Annotated in this window: 17 protein-coding genes and 1 riboswitch; of the genes, 12 read left to right on the plus strand and 5 right to left on the minus strand. The window is 36.3% G+C overall.

Translation table 11 applies throughout. From position 1 onward, the window contains the following. Positions 1-55 precede the first annotated feature (55 nt). From QNJ52_RS07755 to QNJ52_RS07775, 5 genes are all read left to right on the plus strand, one after another. Positions 56-754, plus strand: coding sequence for a FadR/GntR family transcriptional regulator (locus tag QNJ52_RS07755; protein WP_219521763.1), 699 nt, complete (start codon positions 56-58; stop codon positions 752-754). Positions 755-873: 119 nt separating this feature from the next. Next, entirely contained in the window at positions 874-1,611 is a 738-nt protein-coding gene (locus QNJ52_RS07760) for a (Fe-S)-binding protein (protein WP_012656083.1), read from the plus strand. Beyond that, entirely contained in the window at positions 1,608-3,041 is a 1,434-nt protein-coding gene (locus QNJ52_RS07765) for a LutB/LldF family L-lactate oxidation iron-sulfur protein (RefSeq protein ID WP_219493627.1), read from the plus strand. The genes QNJ52_RS07760 and QNJ52_RS07765 overlap by 4 nt, the downstream gene beginning before the upstream one ends. Further along, positions 3,041-3,736 carry a LutC/YkgG family protein gene (locus QNJ52_RS07770; RefSeq protein WP_219493629.1) on the plus strand — a complete coding sequence of 232 codons (696 nt, stop codon included), beginning with the start codon at positions 3,041-3,043 and terminating at the stop codon, positions 3,734-3,736. The genes QNJ52_RS07765 and QNJ52_RS07770 overlap by 1 nt, the downstream gene beginning before the upstream one ends. A 120-nt stretch (positions 3,737-3,856) precedes the next feature. Next, entirely contained in the window at positions 3,857-4,591 is a 735-nt protein-coding gene (locus tag QNJ52_RS07775) for a VOC family protein (protein WP_219493630.1), read from the plus strand. On the opposite strand, the gene QNJ52_RS07780 is transcribed toward QNJ52_RS07775, so the two are convergent. Next, positions 4,584-4,838 carry a hypothetical protein gene (locus QNJ52_RS07780; protein ID WP_283722242.1) on the minus strand — a complete coding sequence of 85 codons (255 nt, stop codon included), beginning with the start codon at positions 4,836-4,838 and terminating at the stop codon, positions 4,584-4,586. The two genes, QNJ52_RS07775 and QNJ52_RS07780, sit on opposite strands and share 8 nt — an antisense overlap. Before the next feature lie 85 nt (positions 4,839-4,923). On the opposite strand from QNJ52_RS07780, the gene QNJ52_RS07785 reads away from it, so the two are divergent. Beyond that, positions 4,924-6,165, plus strand: coding sequence for a lipid II:glycine glycyltransferase FemX (locus QNJ52_RS07785; RefSeq protein ID WP_283722318.1), 1,242 nt, complete (start codon positions 4,924-4,926; stop codon positions 6,163-6,165). A gap of 89 nt (positions 6,166-6,254) precedes the next feature. Here the strand turns inward: QNJ52_RS07785 and QNJ52_RS07790 are convergent, their stop codons facing one another. Continuing rightward, positions 6,255-6,569 carry a hypothetical protein gene (locus QNJ52_RS07790; RefSeq protein ID WP_099483363.1) on the minus strand — a complete coding sequence of 105 codons (315 nt, stop codon included), beginning with the start codon at positions 6,567-6,569 and terminating at the stop codon, positions 6,255-6,257. Between the two features lie 77 nt (positions 6,570-6,646). Here QNJ52_RS07790 and QNJ52_RS07795 point away from each other — a divergent pair, with 77 nt between their 5' ends. The 3 genes from QNJ52_RS07795 to QNJ52_RS07805 all read left to right on the plus strand — a co-directional run bounded on the left by QNJ52_RS07795 (position 6,647) and on the right by QNJ52_RS07805 (position 12,143). Continuing rightward, positions 6,647-7,504, plus strand: a complete 858-nt coding sequence (locus tag QNJ52_RS07795; RefSeq protein ID WP_219493633.1) for an NAD(P)-dependent oxidoreductase — start codon at positions 6,647-6,649, stop codon at positions 7,502-7,504. A 70-nt stretch (positions 7,505-7,574) separates the two neighbouring features. After that, positions 7,575-10,757, plus strand: coding sequence for an efflux RND transporter permease subunit (locus QNJ52_RS07800; RefSeq protein ID WP_219493635.1), 3,183 nt, complete (start codon positions 7,575-7,577; stop codon positions 10,755-10,757). A 64-nt stretch (positions 10,758-10,821) separates the two neighbouring features. Next, positions 10,822-10,922, plus strand: a riboswitch (SAM riboswitch). A gap of 57 nt (positions 10,923-10,979) precedes the next feature. Beyond that, positions 10,980-12,143: an aminotransferase class I/II-fold pyridoxal phosphate-dependent enzyme gene (locus QNJ52_RS07805; protein WP_283722243.1), complete on the plus strand. Its 1,164-nt coding sequence runs from the start codon at positions 10,980-10,982 to the stop codon at positions 12,141-12,143. A 34-nt stretch (positions 12,144-12,177) separates the two neighbouring features. Here the strand turns inward: QNJ52_RS07805 and QNJ52_RS07810 are convergent, their stop codons facing one another. From QNJ52_RS07810 to QNJ52_RS07820, 3 genes are all read right to left on the minus strand, one after another. Further along, positions 12,178-12,495, minus strand: a complete 318-nt coding sequence (locus tag QNJ52_RS07810; protein ID WP_219493638.1) for a hypothetical protein — start codon at positions 12,493-12,495, stop codon at positions 12,178-12,180. Then, positions 12,492-13,637 carry an MFS transporter gene (locus QNJ52_RS07815; protein ID WP_283722244.1) on the minus strand — a complete coding sequence of 382 codons (1,146 nt, stop codon included), beginning with the start codon at positions 13,635-13,637 and terminating at the stop codon, positions 12,492-12,494. The genes QNJ52_RS07810 and QNJ52_RS07815 overlap by 4 nt, the downstream gene beginning before the upstream one ends. Before the next feature lie 81 nt (positions 13,638-13,718). Then, a complete protein-coding gene (locus QNJ52_RS07820; protein WP_099483369.1) occupies positions 13,719-13,877 on the minus strand; it encodes an SE1832 family protein in 159 nt (52 codons plus the stop codon). An 87-nt stretch (positions 13,878-13,964) separates the two neighbouring features. Here QNJ52_RS07820 and ybaK point away from each other — a divergent pair, with 87 nt between their 5' ends. The 3 genes from ybaK to QNJ52_RS07835 are packed head-to-tail and all read left to right on the plus strand — an operon-like array spanning position 13,965 to position 16,434. Next, positions 13,965-14,444 carry a Cys-tRNA(Pro) deacylase gene (gene ybaK / locus QNJ52_RS07825; RefSeq protein WP_283722245.1) on the plus strand — a complete coding sequence of 160 codons (480 nt, stop codon included), beginning with the start codon at positions 13,965-13,967 and terminating at the stop codon, positions 14,442-14,444. Next, complete coding sequence (locus QNJ52_RS07830; protein WP_283722246.1) at positions 14,434-15,495, plus strand: metallophosphoesterase; 1,062 nt, start codon at positions 14,434-14,436, stop codon at positions 15,493-15,495. Before ybaK ends, QNJ52_RS07830 begins: the two co-directional genes overlap by 11 nt. A 33-nt stretch (positions 15,496-15,528) precedes the next feature. Continuing rightward, on the plus strand, positions 15,529-16,434 hold the full coding sequence (locus tag QNJ52_RS07835; RefSeq protein WP_219493645.1) for an AEC family transporter: 906 nt from the start codon (positions 15,529-15,531) through the stop codon (positions 16,432-16,434). The last annotated feature ends 30 nt before the right edge of the window (positions 16,435-16,464 follow it).

Raw genomic sequence — 16,464 nt, forward strand, 5'->3', positions numbered from 1 at the left:
TTTATATTCTATAGTTTGGTATAATTAAGATATTAAATTAGCGAGGGATATATACATGGTGAAATTAGAACGAAAGAAACTATATGAAGAGATTGCTGAAATAATTACTGAGAAGATAAAGAACGGAGAATACAGTAGGGGAGACAAACTGCCCTCAATTCAAGCTTTATCTAAAGAATACGGTGTGGGACAGGCCTCTATTCGTGAAGCGCTAAATGCATTACGTGTGATTGGTCTGCTGGAAATAAAGCATGGCGAGGGGACATTTGTTAAAGCGATTGAAAGCTCTGCATTTACACCTGAAATGGCACTATACGATAAGGAAGATATCAAGGATCTCCTTGAAGTGCGTAAAGTGCTTGAAGTCGGATCTGTCAGAGCAGCTGCGATGCATAGATCTGAACAGCAATTGGAAGCGATACACCATGCATTAAAACAAATGGAACAGGCAATGTATGACAAGGAAATAGGTGAAGAAAGTGATTTAAACTTTCATCTTTCTATTGCGGAAGCTTCTAATAACAAATTGTTAAAACATATGTTAATAGAAGTATCAGATAAAATTAAAACAGTGATGAAAGAAACAAGACAAATTTGGTTATTTAATGAAGAAAAATCTATTGAAAAACTTTTTAATGAGCATACCGAAATTTTTCTGGCTATAAAAAATGGAAATATGAAACTTTCTGAGAAAAAAATGCTTAAACACCTAGAAGAGGTGGAAGAAGTATTAATAGAGCATTATAAAATATAATTTTGTCACTTGCTTTTAGAAAAACGTTGCAATAGAATAGAACTATTGGTCACCGAGTCATATGATGACTGTTTAATTTTCAGCTGTGGGCACACTGAAAAAAATTGGGGGGTATAACTATGAAAGTAAGCTTATTCAGTACGTGTTTAGTAGATGTATTCGAAAAACGTGTGGGTATTGCAACAGTGGAATTGTTAGAGAAACTAGGATGTGAAGTAGATTTCCCGGCAGCACAAGTATGTTGCGGACAACCTGCTTATAACTCAGGGTATCACGAGGAAACGAAGAAAGCTGCGAAGAATATGATTAAAGCTTTCGAGCAATCAGAGGTTGTCGTTGCACCTTCAGGATCATGTGTAACGATGTTTAAACATTATCCGGATCTATTCAAAAACGATGCAAAGTGGCAAGCACGTGCACAAGAACTTGCAGATAAAACGTATGAAGTTACGCAGTTCATTGTAGAAGTGTTAGGTATTACAAATGTAGGAGCAAAGCTTGATGGTGTAGCTACAATTCATCCATCTTGTCATATGACACGTCTGTTAGGTAATGTGACTGCACCTGCTAAACTTCTGAACGAAGTAGAAGGACTAGAAGTTGTTGAATTACCTAAATACTACAATTGTTGTGGTTTCGGTGGGACATTTGCTGTTAAAATGAGCGATGTTTCAGGTGAAATGGTAGATGAAAAAGTAGATTGCATCGTTGAAAGTGGTGCAGACTATTTAGTTGGCGGAGACTGCAGTTGTTTAATGAATATTGATGGTAGATTAAGACGTCGTGGTGTTGATGTGAAAGCTGTACATATCATTGAAATCTTAAATAACCAAGTTGAGGCGGTGACTACACGATGAGTATGAGAATAGGTAACGAAACGTTTAAGCAAGCAGTTAAAACTGAACTTAAAGATGAATTTATGCGTGGTGCTGTCAGTAGTGCGCAAGATAGATTAAGAGAACGCAAGCTTAAAACACAAGAGGACCTTGGAAACTGGGAAGAGTGGAGAGACCATTCTGAAGAGATTCGTCAACATACGCTTGCAAACCTTGACTATTACTTAAACATGCTTTCTGAGAATGTCGCTGCTAAAGGTGGTCATGTATTCTTCGCTGAAACAGCAGAAGAAGCCAATCAATATGTTCAAAAAGTACTACGTGACAAAAATGCTAAAAAAGTAGCAAAATCAAAATCAATGGTAACTGAAGAAATTGGTCTGAATGAAGCGATGGAAGCGGTAGGATGTGAAGTCATCGAGACAGACTTAGGAGAATATATTCTTCAAGTCGATGATCATAATCCACCTTCACATATCGTTGTACCTGCACTTCATCTTAATAAAGAGCAAATCGAAAAGGTCTTCAAAGAAAAACTTGGATATGATAAATCAAGTCAGCCGGAAGAACTTGCGTTATTTGCGCGTCAAAAGTTACGTGAAGAGTTTCTTTCTGCTGATGTCGGGATTACAGGATGTAACTTCGGTGTTGCAGAAAGTGGTTCATTCAGCCTAGTTACAAATGAAGGTAACGCACGTATGGTAACAACATTACCTAAAACTCAGATTACAGTTATGGGTATGGAACGTTTAGTTCCTACACATGAAGAACTGGAAGTATTAGTATCAATGCTTACGCGTTCGGCTGTAGGACAAAAATTAACAAGTTATGTGACAACTTTAACAGGCCCACGTGCGGAAGATGAAATTGATGGTCCGGAAGAGTTCCATTTAATTATTGTTGATAATGGACGCTCTAAAATTTTAGGAACGCAATTCCAATCTATTCTACAATGTATTCGTTGTGCTGCTTGTGTAAATGTTTGTCCTGTTTATCGTCAAACAGGTGGTCATTCATATGGTTCGATTTATCCAGGACCAGTTGGAGCGGTATTATCGCCATTACTTGGTGGATATGACACGTACAAAGAATTACCATATGCTTCTACATTATGTGGTGCTTGTACTGAAGCATGTCCTGTTAAGATCCCGTTACATGACTTATTGCTTGAACACAGACGTGTTATTGTTGAGGAAGAACATATGTCACCAGTTGCAGAACGTCTTGTCATGAAAGGTTTTGCACAAGGAGCTAGTCATTCAACTTTATTTAAATACGGTACTAAAGCAGCACCAGCATTAATGTCTCCGTTTGAAAACAAAGATAAAGGTATGATTACTAAAGGTCCTAAGCCTTTACAAGCATGGACAAATTCTCGTGATTTCCCAATGCCGGATGATGAAAACTTCCGCGATTGGATGCAAAAAAGATTGAAAAGAGGTGCGAAATAATGGAAAGAGGCACAATTCATAATAAAGGTTCATTCTTAAGTAACATCTCTAAAAATCTACAGCGTGAAATGCCGCAGCATGTAGAACGTCCAGAATGGCAATATCGTCCTCAAGATAAGACGCTTACAGGTCTTACGCAAGACGAACTATTAGAAGTTTTAAGACAGCAATGTAACTTCATTCATACTGATCTCGTTGAAACGACGACAGATAATATTAATGAAACATTGAAACAAGTTATTGATAAATACGGCAACGGGGAAGTTATTGCATGGAACGACAAACGTTTCGCTGATTTTGGAATCGATTTAGAAGCGCATGATGCCTTTATCTGGGATGAAGCAAAAGGTGCTGAGAACTTACAAGTCGCAGAACGTGCGAATGTCGGGATTACTTTTAGTGATGCAACACTTGCAGAGAGTGGAACGGTTGTATTATATGCGGATAAAGGTAAAGGGCGTAGTGTAAGTTTACTTCCTGCGACTTATATAGCCATTGTCCCTAAATCTACAATTGTGCCAAGGTTTACACAAGCTGCGCAACAGATGAATGCTATGATGGAAGACCAAGAAAACTTCCCTACATGCATTAATTTGATCACGGGACCATCAAATTCAGCAGATATCGAAATGAAACTTGTTGTTGGTGTTCACGGACCTATTAAAGCAACGTATATCGTTGTAGATGATAAATAGTTTAACAAAAACCAGCTATTGTATAACACAATGGCTGGTTTTTATTTATTAAATTAATAAATGATGATTGCTTTAGTTTTTATAGTATTTAACTTAAAATAGTATCAAGAGGTGAGGACAGTGGAATTAAAGTTTGATCATATTATTCATCATGTGCAGAATTTAAATGATGCTAAAATTGATTTTTTAAAGGTGATTAATGGTGGAAAGCATGAGCAGTTAGGGACATACAATAAATTATCTTATACTGATTTATCATATATTGAATTTATCGATGCGTATGATCGTGCACTCGTTCATAAAGCAGCACAAAGTGCAGAAGAGCGTTTAAGTTTTGCAGCATCACTTGAACGTACAGATTATGTTGAAGGATTTAAGCGATTATGTTTTAGAACGGATGATATCGATGCACTTAAGCAGCACTTTAATCAATTAGGTGTAAAGACGGTTGGGCCGTCATGTATGCAGCGCGTGACACCAGAAGGGCAAGTTATTGAATGGCAGTTGCTCTATATTGATGAAGAGAGAAATTATGAATTACCATTCTTTATACAGTGGGGAGCGTCAGATGACGAACGCATGCAGTCACTCTCTCCATATTTCCAGGGAAATCTCAGGATTGAAGGAATCGATATAGAAACGACAGATTTTAATGAGATGGCAGAGGTATATGTAGAATGGTTAGGTTACGAAGTCACAAGTGGTGTGATCAATAGTTATTTTAAACTAGAGAAACTAGGGTGTCCTGCGATCTACTTAATTCCTGGCAATACAGATACAATTAGAAGTTTAAAAATAAAAAGTGATGCACCTGCAGTACATCACTTTAGAAATGCGATTTATCAATTTAACTAGCATAAACGTTATTATAAACTGTCATAATGATAAGATAAATATGGTATGCAGCAACAATCAGCGAAATCAATGCTATATACATTGTTGATTTTGATACTCTTGTAATCAAATAGAGTAGTGAAATGATTGTAGTAAAACTTGCTACAATAATATGTAAGCTTAACATATCGATAGAATCCTGCTGGAATAATGAAACGAGTATACTATTAATAATGATTAAGATAATAAGCAGTAAATTTTTAAACATATGCCACCTCTTTACTTTAATAATAAAAGTATAACAATAATAATTAAATATTTGTTGTAAAACGAAAGGAAAGAATAAAATGACAGTGATGAGAAAGAATGTATCCAATGAAGTACACGATAACTTTGTAAAAACACATGCAAATGGTGATATGCTGCAGCTATCAACGTGGGCAGATACAAAACGATTGACAGGATGGTATAGTAGACGTATCGCTGTAGGAAGAGATGACGAACTCGCTGGGGTGGGACAGCTGCTATTTAAGAAAGTACCGAAGACGCCATTCACCATGTGCTACGTATCGCGAGGCTTTGTGTGTGACTATCATGACAAAGAAGTCGTGACAGCACTTGTTGATGCGGCAATTGAAGTTGCACGTCGTGAGAAAAGTTATTCTATTAAAATTGATCCGGATGTTGAAGTAGATACGGTTCCAGGATTAATTGAATTTATGAATACATTAGGCTTTGTTCATAAAGGATTTAAAGATGGACTTCATCCAGACTACATACAACCACGTATGACGATGATTACGGACATTGATATGGATGAAGCTGCACTTATACAGTCATTTGAAAAACGCAATCGTTCAACGGTAAAGCAAAGCCTGAAAAAAGGCGTACAGTGTGAAATCGGAACACGTGAAGACCTTAAGATTTTTGCACAGCTTATGAAAGAAACTGGAGAACGGGATGGCTTTCTAGTCAGAGATATCTCCTACTTCGAAACGATATACGATGCGCTTAATCCAGCTGGAGACGCAGTACTTTTTCTTACTAAATTAGTTCCAGATACTGTGTTAGAGAATTTAAATACAACATTAAAGAGAAATCATGAGGAGAAAGAGAAAGTTTTATCAAAAAAACAGACGAAGAAAACTGAAAACCAATTAAAAGACATAGATATCATCATTGAAAAGGTACAAAAGCAGATTAATGAAATAGAAGAACTTAAAGAAACACATCCGGATGGTAAATATTTGTCAGGCGCAATTCTGACATTTTGTGGTAAGAAAGCTTATTATTTATACGGTGCATCTAGTAATGATTATCGTAGCTATCTACCAAATCATAAAATGCAAATCGAAATGATGAAATATGCGCGTAGTAAAGGCGCAGTATCTTATGATTTCGGAGGGACAGATAATAATCCCGACAAAGATTCTGAACACTACGGTTTATGGCAGTTTAAGAAGAGCTGGGGGACACATTTGAGTGAAAAAATCGGCGAATTTGACTACATACTTAATAAACCTGTTTATACATTAATTGAAGTTGCGAAGCCAAAAGTAAAAGCGTTGACGAAGAAGATTAATAAGAGAAGATAGCAGTATTTTGAGGTAATGTTGAAAATGCTGTAACGAAGCAATTGGATGCAGTACAGAAAAGAGTGATGACAAGTAAACACCACTCTTTTTTATTCACTAAAAAATTTAAAGACACTCACCTTCGTTTCCATATAAAGATATGGATCAATAAAGGTGATATATAGAATAAAAAAGAAGTTGAATAAACTAAATGCTGTTAAAAGTATAGAAAGAATTCTATAAGTGAAGTTGTTCATCAAGTTCTGATCGGTTGTAAAGTGATATTGTATACCTGAGAAAAACGTAATGATGCAAAAAGCCATCCAGAAATATGTTGTTAAAAATACGATACCGCTATGAACAAAATAGCTGCTTATAAACACAGTTTGCATAATGATAAGTAAAAACATAATTACTTTTTGCATTCTTTTCACTCCTTTACCTATAATTGTAATATATAACTGTAAATTATCAATACAATATGACAAGAGAGGTTTTCAAAATGAAAATTGGTTTTATTGGAACAGGTGTAATGGGAAAAAGTATGGCTGAGCATATAGGGGACAAACTATATATTTATAACCGTACGAAAGAAAAAGCAATGGCACTAATCGAACAAGGACATATATGGTGCGATACGCCTACTGAAGTTGTAGCACAATCCGATATTGTCTTTACGATGCTTGGCTATCCGGTTGATGTAGAAGCTATCTATCTTGCACCAGATGGATTGATTAATAATGGTAAACAAGGTCAAATATTTATTGACTGTACAACGAGTAGTCCTGCACTTGCCCAAAAGATTAATCAAGAAGCAAATAAGAAAGGAATATATGTGTTAGATGCACCTGTAAGTGGTGGAGATATTGGTGCCAGGAATGGAACCTTGAGTGTAATGGTTGGTGGAGATGAAGCGATATTTGATAGAGTAAAACCTTTAATCGATAAATTCAGTAGTTCGGTGACATACTTTGGTGATGCAGGAAAGGGTCAACATACAAAGATGGCGAATCAAATTGCTATCGCTACAAATATGATCGGTATGGCTGAAAGTCTGTATTATGCACATAAAGCAGGGTTAGATGTTGAAAAAGTGCTAGAAACAATCAGTAAAGGAGCGGCAGGAAGTTGGTCATTATCTCACTTGGCTCCAAGAATTTTAAAAGAAGACTATACTCCTGGATTTTATACGCATCACTTCCTGAAAGATATGAGCATCGCGCTTGAAGAAACAAAGAAGATGGGTATCGAACTTCCCGGTCTCGAATTGAGTTATAAGTTATATCGTAGTCTTTCCGATGAACTAAAAGAAACGACAGGGACACATGCGATATATCAATATTATACACAAACAAGATAAGGATATTGGTAAATTTTAAATAATAAAGCTACAATAAATACATAAAATTCGTATAAATGGAGGAAAGACTTTGATAAAGAAAATTATTGATTTTTCTTTGCATAATAAACTTGCAGTATGGTTAATGACACTCATTATCCTAAGTGCCGGCGTATATAGTGCAATGAAGATGAAGATGGAAATGCTGCCGAGTATGTCGACACCTGTAATTTCTATTACAACACCTTACCCAGGTGCTACACCTGAAGACGTGTTAAATGGTGTTACAGATCCAATAGAGAAGAAGGTTAAAAATTTATCGAGCGTAGATAAAGTAACGAGTCAATCGTTAGAGAATGCATCTGCAGTCACTGTTCAATATAAGTTTGGAACAGATATGGACAAAGCGCAATCAGAATTAGAGAAACAAATTGAGAAGGTTGATCTTCCAGAAGGTGCGCAAGAGAAACAGATTTCACAAATGTCGATGTACACTTTCCCAATCATTAGCTATTCACTTTCAAGCGATAAGGCAGATATTAAAGATCTGACAAAGCGTATTAAAGAAGATTTAGTTCCAGAAATTGAAGGTGTAGAAGGTGTTACAAATGTAACGTTTTCTGGACAAGAAGTTGAACAAGTTGAGCTACAATTTGATGATAAGAAGTTAAAGAAAAATAATTTGACAGAAGAGTCTGTACTTCAATTCATTAAAGGTGCTACAACCGATGCACCACTTGGATTATATACGTTTGGTAGCGATTTAAAGAGTATCATCGTAAATGGTCAATTTACTAGTGTGGATGCTCTTAAAGATTTAAAGATCCCATTATCAGGCGGAGATAATCAAGCTGATACTGCTAAAGCCTCACCTGAAGAACAGGCGGCGCTTGCGAAGATGATGCAGGCCGGTAAAGTACCAACAGTAATGCTTTCTGACATTGCTACGATTAAAAATGTAGAGAGTCGTGAATCTATTTCTAAGACAAATGGTAAAGATTCACTAAGCATACAAGTCATTAAGTCAGATGATGCGAATACTGTAGCGTTAGCAAACGATGTAAAAGATAAAGTAAAGGAATTTAAGAAGAATAATAAAGATATTAATGCTGTACTGATGATGGATCAGGCAAAACCGATTGAAGACTCTGTAAAAACGATGGCAGAAAAAGCAATTATTGGAGCATTGTTTGCAGTGATCATGATACTCGTGTTCCTAAGAAATATCCGTTCAACGATGATTGCGGTCGTATCCATTCCGATGTCTATATTAATGGCAATGTTAATCCTTAAACAGATGGATATTTCACTTAATATTATGACACTTGGAGCGATGACAGTTGCAATTGGCCGTGTTATTGATGACTCTATCGTCGTTATCGAGAATATATTCCGACGTATGTCTGACCCTAAAGAGAAATTGAGTGGTTCTGAGTTAATTAGCAGCGCGACTAAAGAGATGTTTATACCGATTATGAGTTCGACGATGGTCACAATTGCAGTATTCTTACCACTTGGACTGGTGTCGGGTTCTATCGGTGAAATCTTTAGACCTTTTGCTTATACAGTCGTATTTGCATTGTTGGCCTCATTATTAATTGCAATTACGATTGTACCGATGCTTGGACATACATTCTTTAAGAATGGTATTAAAGGGCATCATGATGATGAAGCAAAGGTAGGGCGTATTGCAAGTTTCTATCATAAAGTATTAGAATGGTCTTTAAAACATAAGCTTATCGTCTCACTATTAAGTATCGGTCTCCTCCTTGGTAGCTTGTTCTTAACGCCATTTCTAGGGACGTCATTCATTTCAACAGGGGAAGATAAGTTTCTTGCATTAACTTACAAGCCTAAACCTGGTGAAACTGAAGAAGAGGTTGTAAAAAAAGGTGAGCAAGTTCAGAAAACTTTAGCTGAGAATAACGATGTAGTAAATATTCAGTACTCAGTTGGAGGAGAAAATCCATTTAACCCGGTTGCTACTAACGATATGGCAATGATGGTTGAATATAAGAAGGATACACCAAAGTGGGAAAGTGAAGCGGAACGTGTATTGAACAAAATCGCTTCTTTCAAACATGAAGGAACTTGGAAGAACCAGGATTTTGCAACGGGTGGTTCGACCAATACAGTAACGGTTACTGTTAACGGTCCATCGATGAATGAAATAAGACCGGTTACAGAGCAGCTTGAGAAAGAAATGAAAGACGTTAATACTGTTACGAATGTAAGTTCATCATTAACGGATAGTTATGATGCATATACATTAAAGGTAGATCATAACAAGTTATCTGAACGCGGACTAACTGCAGGTCAGATTGCAATGGCATTAAATCAACGTAGTGATAATAAAGTTGTCACTAAAATAGGTGATAATGGCAAGTCGACAGATGTTGTTCTGACAAAAGAAAAAGAATCAAAATGGACAAAAGATAAATTAGAGAATACAAAGATTACTTCACCACTCGGTAAAGAGATTAAGTTGAGCGATGTCGTAACGATTGAAGAAGGAAAGACGTCAGATACAATTAAACGTGAAGACGGTAATATATCGGCTACAGTAGAAGGTAAGATTAAAGGAAAAGATGTTAGCCAGGCTACACAAGATGTTGCAAAGAAAGTAAACGCATTAAAACACCCTTCAAATGTTGATGTACATATTGGAGGAACGAGTGAAGATATCGGCGAGAGCTTCTCTCAACTCGGACTTGCGATGCTTGCCGCTATCGGAATCGTTTACCTGATACTTGTACTGACATTTAAAGGAGGACTTGCGCCACTTGCCATATTATTCTCGTTACCGTTTACGATTATCGGGGTAATATTAGGACTTCTCGCGTTTGGGGAGACGCTTTCTGTACCATCGATGATTGGTATGCTCATGCTCATTGGTATCGTTGTTACGAATGCGATTGTGCTGATTGATCGCGTTATCAATAAAGAAGCAGAAGGATTATCAACACGTGATGCATTGCTTGAAGCAGCGATGACTCGTGTGCGTCCAATCTTGATGACTGCACTTGCTACAGTAGGCGCATTGTTACCATTACTGTTTGGAGGAGACGGCTCTGTGCTTATTTCTAAGGCACTTGCTGTAACAGTAATCGGTGGATTGACTTCTTCAACATTATTAACATTAATCGTTGTCCCTGTAGTGTATGAAATATTAATGAACTTGAAGCAGAGATTTACGAAAGATGAAAAAAAGATTAATCCATTTATACCAACGCATGATGCGTCAACACGTGTGCATATTAAAGATAATAGATAAAATATTCTGAATACAGTTGACGTATTGTTTGAACTATACTATAGTGATATCACAAATTAAATATTTCTTATCCAGAGAAGTGGAGGGAACTGGCCCTATGATACTTCAGCAACAGGCTTTAAGTACTGTGCTAAATCCAGCAAGCATATGCTTGGTAGATAAGTGCCACATCGGCGTCATTGCTACTGAAGCAATGACGCTTTTCTATTTTAAAAGGAGCGAATGTCTGTGAGTTCTAAATTATTAAGTTCAATACCTGAAAGTTATTTTGGTAAGACGATGGGTAGGAAGCTTGAAGTCGGGGATAAACCATTGATTAATACAGCAGTTGGTATCCCTGACCAACAAGTGGATCGTACGGTGCTGAAAGCTTTACAAGATGCCATTGTCAATCCTGATAACCATAGATACGGCGTATTCCGTGGCAAGGAGGCATTGAAGAAAGAGATTCAGAAGTTTTATAAAGATGTCTATGATGTTTCATTGGAGGATGATGAAATTTGTATTCTTTATGGTACGAAAAATGGTCTTGTTCATATCCCTACATGTGTCATTGAACCTGGTGAAGGTGTATTACTCCCTAATCCTGGATATACGGATTATCTTGCTGGTGTAAAGCTTGCTCGAGGATTACATTATGAATTGCCATTACACCCTGAAAATCATTACCTACCTGACTTTGATAATATAGATAAAGCGCAACTTAATAATACAAAGCTGATTTATCTTAACTATCCATCTAATCCAACTGGGGCAGTAGCGACTCAAGCATTCTTTGATGATACAATTATGCGTTTTAAAGATACTGAAACAAAGATCGTCCATGACTTTGCCTATGCTGCTTTTGGATTTAATGGTAAGAATCCAAGCATTCTTGCTTCACCTCATGCGAAAGAAGTTGCTGTAGAAATATATTCGTTATCTAAAGGCTTTAATATGTCCGGTGTACGTGTCGGATTTGCTGTAGGGAATAAAGAGATTGTGAGTGCTCTGAACTATTTTCAGGATCATACTCAAGTTGGTATGTGGGGCGTTGTACAAGATGCAGCGATAGCAGCACTTGAGCTAGGAGAACCATATCTAGAAAGTCAAAATAATATATTTAAAGCACGACGCGATAAAGTGACAGCGTATTTAAAACAACTTCAAATTCCATTTGAGCCGATGGACGGCGGTATATTTTTATGGGTACGAGTGCCAGACGGTTTTGACGGGGAAGCGTATACAGATTATTTATTAAAGCAAGAATCAATATTAGTAACTCCAGGAATCCCGTTTGGATCACGCGGTAAGAATTACATTAGAATCTCACTTGCGATTGATGATCTGTTGATAGATGAACTGCTTGAGCGCTTAAAAAATACAAAAGAATTATATATAAAATAAGAACTTACAAAGCATTACTTTGTAAGTTCTTATTTTATAGGTATATCGCACAAAGTACGATAATCATTAGCGCCATAACGATAGAGAAGAGATTAAGAATAAGCTTTGCTTTCTGGTCATTAAACTTAAATTTATAGTTAGAAATCTCTATATTTAAAAATAAACAAAGTGCAAGTAATGTAATCCAGAACTTTATCGTTCCAAGATGCATCAGTGCAACGAAGATGAAGACAACGAACACAGCACCAAGTATGATTCTTAAAAAATCCAGCAGACGCATGTTAATCATATAGATGCTTGTATAACTTACGATCAGATACATCATCATAAGTAAAATAATTAATATAATCATACGACTCTTCCTTTCTTATAATAAATAAATAGTAGGATTAAACCAAGTACGGAAGTGAGTGCACCGAAATAAAATGGCATTTCTAAATTTCTAGAAAGCAGTGCAGTAAATAACAAAGGACCGAGAATACGACCTAAACTATCCATACTGTAACTGATAGAAGTAAGTTTTCCCATTTTATTATTCGAAGTTTCTTTCGTCAATTGACTCGTCAGTAATGTTCTTACAAGGGCATTACCAGACATAAGGAGCACAAGACAGAGTCCGGCATAAAATAAATTCATGGAAAAAGGCAGCATAATAAATGCAACAATTGTAATCAATTGTCCTGTTATGATCACTGGTTTTTCTTGACCGTGCTTCACTTTACGTAAGTACCCACCTTGTAATCCAGCATTAACAAGCCCGCCAATCATAAAGAGCATTCCCATTTGTGTTGCAGTAATATTAATCTTCTCTATTTCAAAGAGCTGAAATGAGCTCTCCATCCCACTCATCGTAAACGTCACAATAAATGTTGATAATAAGAGCATATAGATTGCCGGAGTTAACAGTTTAGTGTTCACAGTAGTCTGTTCTGTATCACTAGAATGCTGTAATGTTTCCTTAATAGTGAATAGACAGAACAAAGCAATAACGGTTAATATTGCAGCAGTTGCGAAATACGGAATCTGATAGCTGATTCCAGATAGTAGTCCTCCAACTGCTGGACCGAATATAAATCCAAGTCCAATCATCATCCCCATGAGTCCCATATATTTGTTGCGCTCTTCATGTGTGGTCATATCACTGACCATGCTCGTCGTAGTAGAGAAGCATGCCCCTGAGAATAGCCCTCCAAGAATTCGAGAGGTATAAAGCATAGGTAAGTTATCGATAAATAATCCGAATAATACGAAGCTTAAAGTAAAACCGATAAGTCCGATGATCAATATTTTCTTACGACCATATTTATCGGATAGATACCCCCAGACTGGTGCTACAATAAATGAAACGATGGAATAAGAGGCAAGCAGTAACCCCATATGAAATGCATTTAAATTTAAACTATGTACTAGAGCAGGTATTACAGGTATTACAATACTGAATCCAAAGTATATAAAGAACTGAATCATCATCAGCAGTTTAAATTGTTGTTTCATTGAATGCCCTCCTTAAAGCTATAGTACTATTGTAGCGAAAGTTAAGCTTAAATCCTATATTTTTATAATAAAAAAGAGCACTTACAGTTGTGCCCTTACTTGTGCAATCTGATTTTCGATTTCAACAAGTTTCTCTTCCAGTCGTGGAGAAGCCTGACCAGTAGACTCTACTTTTTCTAAATCGTTTTGAATACGCATATATTCTTCTTTTAGCTCTAAAAGTTGCTGGTTAAGATCCATAATATCCTTCCTTTCGCTCACTTTATATATGAAATATACCTTAAAATGATAATATAATAAAGAAACAAAGATTTGGAGGTATACATCATGACAAAGAAAATTAAGACAAATGCGTTGAGAAAGCTTGACCAAAAGAAGATAACATATGAAACATATACATATGAAGTGACGGATGAGTTAGACGGTGTTACAGTCGCAAATAAAATTGGAAAACCTTATGCTCAAGTATTTAAAACATTAGTATTGCACGGGAAATTAAATTATTATGTTGCAGTTATTCCTGTTGCAGCAACGTTAGACCTTAAATCAATGAGTAAAGTTGTCGGGGAGAAGAAACTTGAGCTCTTGCCTGTGAATAATCTTGAGAAATTAACGGGTTACATTCGTGGGGGGTGTTCACCTGTGGGGATGAAGAAGCTGTTTCCGACAGTTATCGATAGTAGTGCAGAGCAGTTTGAAGAGATTATTGTGAGTGCAGGACAACGAGGAATACAGATGCAAGTACCGCTTCAATCATTAGTCAATCTTATTCATGCGAAAGTGAGCCCGATTACACATGAGGATTAAAGACAATTATCTAAAATTAAATATAAGAAATAAACGTACGATTGTCACGAGTGATGTACATGGAAGGCCAGATTTATTAGAACAATTATTGAAGAAGGTGGATTTTTCACACGAAGATATTCTTATAATTAATGGTGATATTATAGATAAGGGACCCGACAGTATACAAATGATTACATATGTAGAACGTCTAATGGCGCAGGGCAATGTATATATGACATTAGGTAATTGCGATAAAATATTCGATGAACTGGAAGAAGCATTTCTATATGACTATATGGAGTATCGCTATACGATTGTTCATGAGATGCTGAAGCAGTTAGGAAAGACACGAGACGACTATTCATCACAAGGTGAACTGGCGAAAGAGCTTAGAACGAAATTTGAACATCTTCATAATGTAGTGAAAGATTTGCCGTTGATGATAGAAACTGAAGATTATATATTTGTGCACGCAGGAGTCGATGAAGATTATATGGAGACGACAGAGCGCGATGCGCTGAATATGCCATTTTTCTATAACCAACCACATCAACTTGAGAAGACAGTAGTAGTGGGTCATTTCCCTGCTTGTAACTTTGTCGAACAAGGGGTATACCACCATAATATTAAAATCCATCCGAATCACAATACAATTGCCATTGATGGGGGTAATCAGGTCAAGACAAGTGGTCATCTGAATGGACTCATCATCGAATCAGATGGGACATTGCACACAACGTTTGTTGATGATTATGAACAATGTATGGTTATCCAGTCATTTGATCCAGGACTTCAAATGCCGCATAGCTTTACCTATCCTGATTACAATATTACAGCTTTTGAAGGGGATGAATATTTTACTTATTGTGAGTGTGGTGAACACGATGGTTGTATGGTGAAAACCGAATTCATCGATTTCGAAGCACAACGATTAAAAGATGATTATACAGATTATTTCCACACGGTAGAAGCTGGAGCGTTCGTCAGCGTGATTCAGCGTTATACAGGTTATGTTCTGATTAAGAAAAATGGTATTGTTGGGTTTGTTCCGGAAGAAGTACTGGAATAGATACGTACATCAATACAGAAAGAAGGCTGATTTGTGACACAGACATTTATAATGATTATCGCTTTAATATTAACAGGATATTTAATGAAGCGCCTAAACTATATAAAAGAAGAAGAAGGCGGTGTTATTGCTAAACTTATCTTCAATTTAACATTGCCCTCATTGGTCATCGTAACATTAAGCAGCGTTAAGATTGAACCTTCTTTAATGCTCTTGCCTGTAATTATGGTAATCTATGTTGTTATCGCTAAACTGATTGTTATCATTCTATTTCTCAAGTACAATAATCAGATTAGAGGTTCTGTAGGAATGATGGCTGCGGCATTTAATATCGGCTTGTTCGCCTATCCTCTAGTTGGTGAGATGTTCGGTGCAGAGGGATTATTATATTTTGGGATGTTTGATATCGGTGGTTCCATCGGTATGTTTGGTATTACGTATTTTGTAGGAAATTATTTCAGTGAAGGTGGAGACACGTTTGACATCCGATATTTACTTATGAGCTTAATGAAGACAGTACCACTTATGACATATATCATCATGCTCACGATAAACTTACTAGATATACATATACCAGGTGAAATCATTGAATTCTTTAAAATAATTTCACAGGCGAACATGCCTTTATCCATGATATTGCTCGGCGTATATTTAAACTTTAAGGTGGATACATATTATTTACCATTAGCAATTAAATATTTATGTTTCCATTATGGATTTGGACTTATTGCGGGGTTGATATGTTATTATACGTTACCATTTAATGAAATGTTCAGAACAACATTGCTTATTGGATGGCTACTTCCTATAGGAGTGGCAATCATTCCTTATGCAATACAATTTAAGTATAAAACATTACCGCTCATAGCGATGATCTCTAATATTACAATCGTTATTTCTATTATTATTTTATATATCTTTCAAAAGGTAATCTTATAAAAAAATATATAAAAGGATAAAGTGGCATTT

It is taken from the genome of Macrococcus sp. S115 (assembly GCF_030067655.1).
GTDB classification, from domain to species: domain Bacteria; phylum Bacillota; class Bacilli; order Staphylococcales; family Staphylococcaceae; genus Macrococcoides; species Macrococcoides psychrotolerans.

Excerpts from the sequence above, each read along its gene's own strand:
- QNJ52_RS07770 (WP_219493629.1), top strand. The coding sequence starts at position 3,041 with ATGGAAAGAGGCACAATTCATAATAAAGGTTCATTCTTAAGTAACATC.
- QNJ52_RS07820 (WP_099483369.1), bottom strand. The coding sequence starts at position 13,877 with ATGGATCTTAACCAGCAACTTTTAGAGCTAAAAGAAGAATATATGCGT.
- QNJ52_RS07795 (WP_219493633.1), top strand. The coding sequence starts at position 6,647 with ATGAAAATTGGTTTTATTGGAACAGGTGTAATGGGAAAAAGTATGGCT.
- QNJ52_RS07805 (WP_283722243.1), top strand. The coding sequence starts at position 10,980 with ATGTCTGTGAGTTCTAAATTATTAAGTTCAATACCTGAAAGTTATTTT.
- QNJ52_RS07765 (WP_219493627.1), top strand. The coding sequence starts at position 1,608 with ATGAGTATGAGAATAGGTAACGAAACGTTTAAGCAAGCAGTTAAAACT.
- QNJ52_RS07790 (WP_099483363.1), bottom strand. The coding sequence starts at position 6,569 with ATGCAAAAAGTAATTATGTTTTTACTTATCATTATGCAAACTGTGTTT.
- QNJ52_RS07815 (WP_283722244.1), bottom strand. The coding sequence starts at position 13,637 with ATGAAACAACAATTTAAACTGCTGATGATGATTCAGTTCTTTATATAC.
- QNJ52_RS07755 (WP_219521763.1), top strand. The coding sequence starts at position 56 with ATGGTGAAATTAGAACGAAAGAAACTATATGAAGAGATTGCTGAAATA.
- QNJ52_RS07780 (WP_283722242.1), bottom strand. The coding sequence starts at position 4,838 with ATGTTTAAAAATTTACTGCTTATTATCTTAATCATTATTAATAGTATA.
- ybaK (WP_283722245.1), top strand. The coding sequence starts at position 13,965 with ATGACAAAGAAAATTAAGACAAATGCGTTGAGAAAGCTTGACCAAAAG.
- QNJ52_RS07810 (WP_219493638.1), bottom strand. The coding sequence starts at position 12,495 with ATGATTATATTAATTATTTTACTTATGATGATGTATCTGATCGTAAGT.
- QNJ52_RS07830 (WP_283722246.1), top strand. The coding sequence starts at position 14,434 with ATGAGGATTAAAGACAATTATCTAAAATTAAATATAAGAAATAAACGT.
- QNJ52_RS07760 (WP_012656083.1), top strand. The coding sequence starts at position 874 with ATGAAAGTAAGCTTATTCAGTACGTGTTTAGTAGATGTATTCGAAAAA.